This is a genomic window from Hyalangium sp. (assembly GCF_035629615.1).
Classification (GTDB): Bacteria; Myxococcota; Myxococcia; order Myxococcales; family Myxococcaceae; genus Hyalangium.
The window spans coordinates 1-7,574 of the sequence record NZ_DASPHO010000571.1; the positions used below are offsets into that span (position 1 = coordinate 1).

Sequence of the window (7,574 nt, forward strand, 5' to 3'; positions counted from 1 at the left end):
CGCGTCACTGGCGGCACGGTGTACCTGGAAGGCTCTCCCCCCGAGCTGCGCGAGCCCGTGGGGGACCGGCCGCTCCACGACATTCCCACGCATGTCTACCCGCTGGCTGAGTCCGCCAGCACTGGAAATGCCACCCACTGAGTCGTACGGGATTGCGGCGGGCAGGCCGGATTTGTGGTTCAAAGGAGGGCCATGTCCTCCCTTGAAGCGCTGTCCCAGAAGGTGTCCGCGGCGTTCGCCGATCGGACGAAGCTGAAGGAAGCGGAGTCTGTGGCTGCCGTGCGTGAGACGCTGGCGCGGCTGGACGCGGGCGAGCTGCGCGTGGCCGAGAAGGGCCCCGAGGGCTGGCGCGTCAACGCCTGGGTGAAGGAGGCCATCCTCCTGTTCTTCGCCGTGTCGGAGATGCAGGTGATGGAGGTGGGCCCCTTCGAGTTCCACGACAAGGTGCCGCTGAAGAAGGGCCTGCAAGCTGCGGGCGTGCGCGTGGTGCCGCCGGGCGTGGTGCGCTACGGCGCCTTCGTAGAAAAGGGTGCGGTGGTGATGCCGGGGTACGTGAACATCGGCGCGCGCGTAGGCTCGGGGACGATGGTGGACACGTGGGCCACCGTGGGGAGCTGCGCCCAGGTGGGCCGCAACGTCCACCTCTCCGGCGGCGTGGGCCTGGGCGGGGTGCTCGAGCCGCCCACCGCCTCGCCCGTCATCATCGAGGACGGGGCCTTCATCGGCAGCCGCTGCATCATCGTCGAGGGTGTGGTGGTGGAGGAGGAGGCGGTGCTCGGCGCCAACGTGGTGCTCACCGCGTCCACGCAGATCATTGACGTCACCGGCTCTGAGGAGCGCGTCTACAAGGGCCGCGTGCCCGCACGCAGCGTGGTGATCCCAGGAATGCGCGAGAAGCAGTTCCCTGCAGGGAAGTTCGGCGTGCCCTGTGCGTTGATTATCGGAGAGCGGACAAAGAGCACCGACCAAAAGACCAGCCTCAACGCTGCGCTGAGGGACTTTGCTGTGCCGGTGTAGGCGCGGAGAGGAAATCCATCAGGTGGCGCCATCCGTAGAAGGAGTGACGACCGAGGGCATGTGACGTGAAATGAGCCACCTGGACGACATCCTGCCGGAGCTGGTGCTGGGGACGCTGGAGCTGCCTGCCCGGCAGGCGGCCGAGCAGCACCTGGCCCGCTGTGAGCGGTGCCGTGCCGAGGTGGCCCGGCTGTCTCCGGGGGTGGACGGGCTGGCAGCCCTGGTGGCGGACGGAGAGCCTCCGCCCGGGGTGCTCGCCCACGTGGTGGCCGAGATGGAGGGGCCCAGGCGCTTTGCCCGCTTCGCCGAGAAGGTGGCGGCGTTTTTTGATCTCACGCGGGAGAAGGCGCTACAGGTGCTGGAGTCCCTGAGCGACCCGGCGGCGTGGATGCAGGGGCCCGTGGAAGGCCTCGAGCTGCTGACGGTGGAGACAGGGCCGGCCAAGGCGGGGATGATGGCGGCCTTCGTCCGGCTGTCGCCCGGCGTGCGCTTCCCGCGGCACACCCACCACGGGTACGAGTGGAACCTGGTGCTCGAGGGTGGGTTGCGCGAGGACTCGGGGCACGAGACCTGGCCGGGCGAGCTGCTGGAGAAGGAGGCGGGCAGCACACACCACTTCGTGGCGCTGGAGGGGCCGGCGTGCATTGCCGCCGCCGTTATCGACGGGGTGACGAGCTTCGATGACGAGCTTTGACAAGGAGCTCGAGTCCCCCTGAGTCGTGCCCTGGCTGTGGCCACTTGCTGGAGCGTTTCCCCCTTTCGACGTAAGGAGGGGGTATGGCAAACGGGAAGCCAGCGGGGAGCTCAGGTCCGAGTCAGCTGCCGGAGAAGAACCTCCAGGGGCTCGTTCTTCCGATCCTCTCGCAGCCGGAGCAGCCGGCTGAGATTCTAGAGCTCTACCGCATCATCGTGGACAAGGGCCGCGAGGCGATGGGGTGGTACTCCCGGCAGAAGGAGGGCAGGAAGCTGTGGGGTCAGCGGCTGCGGATGCTGGCCATCCTGCTGACCTCGCTGGCCAGCATCACGCCCATCCTCGTGCAGCTCCTCCCGAACGAGCAGCCCTACCAGAAGTGGGGCCTGCTGGCCTCCGTGTTCGCGATGCTGGGCGCCACGTGCGTGGGCCTGGACAACTACTTCGGAGCCTCCTCGGGGTGGATGCGCTACGTGTCCGCCTACCAGGACATCAACTCGCGGCTGGAGGCCCTGCAGTTCGGGTGGGCCCGGCTGGCGCTGGCAGAGGCGGGCACGCCCAAGGAACAGCGCCTCTCCTCGCTGATGGATCTGCTCCAGGGCTTCATCATCAGCGTCAACGAGATCATCAAGCAGGAGACCCAGGATTGGATGGCCGAGTTCAAGGGCCACCTGGCGGTGCTGGAGCAGCGGGCGGAGGCGCAGCGCACGGCCCTGGCCGCCGGGCCCTCCGCGGCCTACGGCGCCGTCAAGGTCATGGTCGAGGGCAGCGAGAAGCTCCGGGACGGCAAGTGGAAGGTGGTCCTCGGCACAGGGAAGCATCTTGACGGGAGCGGGGGCAGTGCCGTGGTGACGACGGGCTTGGGCCCGGGGCTGCTGAGCCTCCGCCTCGAGGCCGTGATGAAGGATGGCCGGCTGCTCGCGACGGAGGATGTCACGACGATCAAGGCCAGCGAGGTGACGGTTCACGTCTTCCTGGTGCCCTGAGCCGCTCCGCTCGGTGCGCCGTGCCCCTCCTCCTAGCAGATTGGAGTCACGTTCGATGCTGCCTCCAGGCTTCCCTCTCCGTGCAGCCGTGGTTGCGGTGGGCTGCACGCTGGTCGTCGGTGTTGCTGTGGCGATGACACCCTCCCTGCCGGGCGATGTGGTGCTGGCACGGGCCATCCAGGCGCTCTCGCCGGGGACGGACTGGGTGCCGGTGTTCGTCTCCACGGCGTACGTGCCGGCGAAGTTCATCCTGATGGCGATCGCCGTGCTGGGGACGTGGCGGCTTGCCGGCGTGCGGGCCGCGGCGGTGGTGCTCGTCGCCATCGTGCTCGAGCAGCTCCTGGGGGAGGAGAGCAAGTCGATCTTCCAGCGCCCAAGGCCCTCGCGAGAGCTCGTCGCGGTGGTGGGCACGCCCAAGGGCTTCTCGTTCCCCTCCACGTTCATCACGCTCTACAGCGTCACCGTGGGCTCGCTGGTGCTCGTCGCCCTGAGGGCCGCGCGGGGAGCAATACGCACCGGGATTGTCGTCGTGGGCGTCGCGCTGCTGGTCGTGGCTGGGGCCGCGCGCGTGGTCCCGGGCGCGCACTGGCCGAGCGATGTGCTCGGCACCTATGCGATCTGCTTGAGCTGGCTCCATGCAGCCCTGTCCATCGTCCTCCGGCCGCGAGCCTGATGGCGTCTCGCTGCGCAGGGTTGAGAGGCGAGGAGCTGCCGTAGAGCCTTCGACGGGGGCGGGCAGACGGTCTATGGTGCGCGCCCTCCATGTCTCAGCTCGCCGCACGCCTCGCTCAGTCCACGCTTGAACTGTGCCGCATCTCCAGCCCCATCGGGCACGAAGGACCCATCGCGGACCACGTGGAGCGCTGGGCGCTGGGACGCTTCCCCCGCGAGGCCGTGTCCCGAGTGGGGCACTCGCTGGTGGTGGGGCGGCTGGATGACCCGCGGCCTACGGTGGCGCTCGTGGGACACCTGGACACGGTGCCTGCGCACCCGCACGACGGCCCGCCACGCATTGATGGGGAGCGGGTGTTCGGGCTGGGCGCCTCGGACATGAAGGGCGGGCTGGCGGTGATGATGGCGTTGGCCGAGGACCTGCCGCTGCGCGAGCTGCCGGTGAGTCTGGCGCTCATCCTCTATGAGCGCGAGGAGGGCCCCTATCTGGAGTCCGGGCTGGGGCCGCTGTTCGACAAGGTGCCGGAGCTGAAGCGAGTGCGCTTCGGCATCGCCATGGAGCCGACGGACGGGCTGGTGCAGGTGGGGTGCGTGGGGACGCTGCACGCGACGCTGAAGTTCACCGGGCGCAGCGCGCACTCGGCGCGGCCGTGGCAGGGCGAGAATGCCATCCACAAGGCGGGCCCATTGTTGACGGAGCTGCTGGCGCGCCAGCGTGTGGAGGTGGTGCACGCGGGCTTCCCCTTCTTCGAGGTGATGAGCGTGACGCTGGCGCACGGCGGCCGGGCGCGGAACGTGGTGCCAGACACGCTCGAGCTGAACCTCAACTACCGGTTCGCGCCGGGCAAGTCGCTGGAGCAGGCGCAGGAGGACGTGCGGGCGCTGGTGGCGGGGCGAGCGGAGCTGACGTTCACGGATCTGTCGCCGAGCGGCCGGGTGTGCGCGGACAACCCGCTGTACCAGCGGCTGCTGGCGGCCACAGGGCTGCCCGCGGCGTCGAAGCAGGCGTGGACGGACGTGGCGCGCTTCGGCGAGTGGGGCGTGGACGCGGTGAACTATGGGCCGGGAGAGACGGCGCAGGCGCACCAGGCCAACGAGAGCGCGCCCATCCCCGCGCTGGCAGTCGCGTACGAGAAGCTCGCTGCGTTCCTGAAGGGCACTGGGTAGGGCCGCCTGGCGTACCACCTCGGTGGTACATCCCTGGGGCCTCCCCCTCAATACGCTGCTGCGTATGACAGCAGCCAATCGAGGAGGCGAGGCGCCGATTCGTTCGGAAGCCTCTCACAGGGCGACAGCGCCGCAGGAAGCCACTCTCAGCGAGCACCGCGTGGGCAGATTCTCCCTCTTTCTGCCCGCGGCCATGCGGCGAGCTTGGCAAGAGCACATGCTCCTCTCGACCGTCCATTTCAGAGAGGTGCAGTGGACCGCTTCCAATGGGTACAAGAAGGCCTGGAATGACTGGCTCCAGAAGCTGGCCGAGCAGCGGCTTCCCCAGGAAACGCGGGAGCTCATCCTCGAGCAGCGTGAGCTCGCCCCCAGGTGTCAGGGGGTGCTGGCCCATGACAGTGACGACGACACGAACCTCCAGACCTGGTTCGCGCTGTTGGACGCTGGGACCCACGGAGTCTGGTTGGAGTGCACCCAGGAACCGCGCGTGCCAGAGCAGGCCCTGTCCCGGATCGAGACGGTGGCGCGCTCCTACCGCGCACTGGAGACGCAGGCCCACCGTCAGCCCGAGGGCTGCTTCCATCTGGAGCGAGGGTTTGTCACCATCCCTCCGCTGGGAGACGAGCAGGTCATCGTGCAGTTCGCGGACACCTGGCTCGATCTGAGGCTGGAGCTGAGCAGCCGGCCCGCGCTTGCGGTGGACCCTCATGGTGGACCCAAGGCCCGTCTCCAACGAGCCCTGGCCATGGGGCTCCACGGCGACAGGAGGGTCACCCTCGTCCGAGCGGGTCCACGGAAGGTGGCTGGCTTCGAGGGGGAAGAGCTGATCCTCCACCTGGAGGAGGACGGTACCGAGCACCTGGCCTGGGTCTGGTGGTGCCCGGGGCGAGCAGGAGATCCGTGTGCCCCGAACCTGGAGCTCAGCATGCACTCGAGTGGACAGGCGCGAGAGGAGAAGTCCCGTCTGTGGGAGGCCATTCTGGAGTCCCTGCGCCACCTGCTCCCGCGCTCACCTGGGGACTTGCTGGAGCTCCTTTGAGGAGGGAAGCGGGGCCCTCACTTCTTCTTCTCGGGAGGCTTCGGGATCGTGGCGAGGGCCTCCGCCTTGACCCGGGCCTGCCACCTGGCTGCACCCAGAGCCCTGGCCTCCGGCTGGAGGACCGCCGCGAGGACCAGCTCCCGCAGCGGCTGGATGATGGCGAGCTCGACCTGTCCATGGGGACGCGCGGCCTCGTCGATCCGCTGGAGCGCCTCTTCACGCCAGCCCGCACGTGGAGCCGTGCCGCTCCTCAGGTACGAGAGCGCCTCCAGTCCCGTCTGCGCCATCACGAGCAGCCCCTCTGCCAGCGGCCGGGCCTCGTGCAGCGCGGGTGAGCCCTCCAGCGTCCGTGCCAGCTCGGGGTGGACCTCTCGCCACTGGTGAAGCGTCCGGGTCAGCCACTCCGCGCCCCGATCGAAGCGCGGCATGTCGGCCAGCAGATCATCGACAGAGGACCCCAGCGCTCGAGCTTCCAGGCTCTCCGGTCGTGCCGCGTCCACCAACCGGGTCAATGGCATGCCCTGCGTGGCGGCCTGGAACTGCACGGGCCGATCGTAGAACTTCACGGGCTCCACCAGCCCCGCAAGTACGCGCAGCGGACCCAGCTCGTTCGAGCCTGCCAGCCGGCGCAGCAGCACCTCTCCGATGCGCTCGTGCAGCAACCCGTGCTCCTCGAGCTGCACGCTGAGGCGAGCCATCCGGCGGTACATGTCCTTCACATCCGACACCTCTCGCGGGGACCACAGCCGCTCGGCGACGGCCGCCAGGCGGGGCCAGATGCGCGAGTCGATCGTCTCGGGATCCACGAACTCGGCCCACATGCAGGCCTCGCCGCCCAGGACCCTCGCGGCATCCTTCTCGCGGACCGACACTTCCGGCGCCTTGAACTTGAAGCGGTGGTACCAGGAGGCCGGGATCCAGCGATTGGACTCCTCGGCCATCCGGTTTGCATCCGCGGGCAGAGGATCCACGGTGTAGTGGAGCCCCGCGGGCAGCATGTGGTCCAGGTAGTAGCCCCACGAGAGGATGCCCCAGTATCCCTGCTGAGCACTCTCCGCGAGCGCCTTGGGCCCGCGCCACGTCTGGACGACCGCATCCTTGGGCAGCGTGGAGTGGAGGATCTCGTCCCACCCCATCATCCGCTTGCCGTGCTTCTGGAGGAGCTTCGCGACCCGGTCATCGAAGTACCTCTGGAGCGCGTGGGCATCGGCGAGGCCGTTCTTCGCCATGAAGGACTGGATGGCCGGGTTCACCCGCCAGTGGTTGCCGGTGTTCTCGTCCCCGCCGATGTGCATCCAGGCGTCGGGGAAGATCCCCGCCATCTCTCCGAGGAACCCGTCGATGAACTGGTACACCTCCTCGCGAGTGGGATCGAGCGTCGGGTCGAAGATCCCCCACTTGCGCTCGATGACGTAGGGGCCTGGCACGCTCGCCAGCTCCGAGTGGCCCGCGAGCCAGCTCGTGACGTGGCCGGGCATGTCGAACTCCGGGACCACGCGGATGCCTCGGTCGGCGGCGTAGGCGATGAGCTCGCGCAGCTGCTCCTGCGTGAAGTAGAGGCCGTCCGAGCCGTGCTCGTGGAGCCGGGGGAAGCGGCGGCTCTCGACGCGGAAGCCCTGATCGTCGGTGAGGTGCAGGTGGAGCACGTTGAGCTTCACCGCCGCCATGCCGTCGAGGTTGCGCTTCAGCACCTCCATCGGCATCCAGTGGCGGCTGACGTCGATGAGCAGGCCCCGCCATGGAAAGCGCGGCCGATCGGAGACAGCCACGGTGGGCAGGTACCAGCCGTCACGGTCTCCCTGGAGGAGCTGCAGCACGGTCTCGATGCCTCGCAGGGCACCGACAACCTGGGCGGCCCGGAGCGTGGCCCGGTTCCCGTCCACCTCGAGCGTGTACGACTCGTCGTCTCCCAGGGTGGGGAGTGTGTTCCCCGGGGCCTTCACCTCCACGAGGAGGGTGGCCTTCTCCGGCTCCGCGGGTTGGCGCGAGAGGGTCAGCGAGG

The 7,574-nt window shown here is 68.7% G+C and carries 7 protein-coding genes; 6 read left to right on the forward strand and 1 reads right to left on the reverse strand.

The annotated features are described in order from the left end of the window. Positions 1-192: 192 nt before the first annotated feature. The 6 genes from VD972_RS28970 (at position 193) to VD972_RS28995 (ending at position 5,572) form a co-directional block, all read left to right on the forward strand. Positions 193-1,017, forward strand: a complete 825-nt coding sequence (locus VD972_RS28970) for a 2,3,4,5-tetrahydropyridine-2,6-dicarboxylate N-succinyltransferase (RefSeq protein ID WP_324991997.1) — start codon at positions 193-195, stop codon at positions 1,015-1,017. 70 nt (positions 1,018-1,087) lie between these two features. Then, positions 1,088-1,711 carry a cupin domain-containing protein gene (locus tag VD972_RS28975; protein WP_324991998.1) on the forward strand — a complete coding sequence of 208 codons (624 nt, stop codon included), beginning with the start codon at positions 1,088-1,090 and terminating at the stop codon, positions 1,709-1,711. Between the two features lie 83 nt (positions 1,712-1,794). After that, entirely contained in the window at positions 1,795-2,694 is a 900-nt protein-coding gene (locus VD972_RS28980; RefSeq protein ID WP_324991999.1) for an SLATT domain-containing protein, read from the forward strand. 55 nt (positions 2,695-2,749) lie between these two features. Beyond that, a complete protein-coding gene (locus VD972_RS28985) occupies positions 2,750-3,367 on the forward strand; it encodes a phosphatase PAP2 family protein (protein ID WP_324992000.1) in 618 nt (205 codons plus the stop codon). Positions 3,368-3,456: 89 nt separating this feature from the next. Beyond that, positions 3,457-4,533, forward strand: coding sequence for a succinyl-diaminopimelate desuccinylase (dapE, locus tag VD972_RS28990; RefSeq protein ID WP_324992001.1), 1,077 nt, complete (start codon positions 3,457-3,459; stop codon positions 4,531-4,533). A 217-nt stretch (positions 4,534-4,750) separates the two neighbouring features. After that, entirely contained in the window at positions 4,751-5,572 is an 822-nt protein-coding gene (locus VD972_RS28995; protein WP_324992002.1) for a T6SS immunity protein Tli4 family protein, read from the forward strand. Between the two features lie 17 nt (positions 5,573-5,589). Here VD972_RS28995 and VD972_RS29000 read toward each other — a convergent pair. After that, a partial coding sequence (locus VD972_RS29000; protein ID WP_324992003.1) for a family 20 glycosylhydrolase occupies positions 5,590-7,574 on the reverse strand: 1,985 nt, incomplete at its 5' end.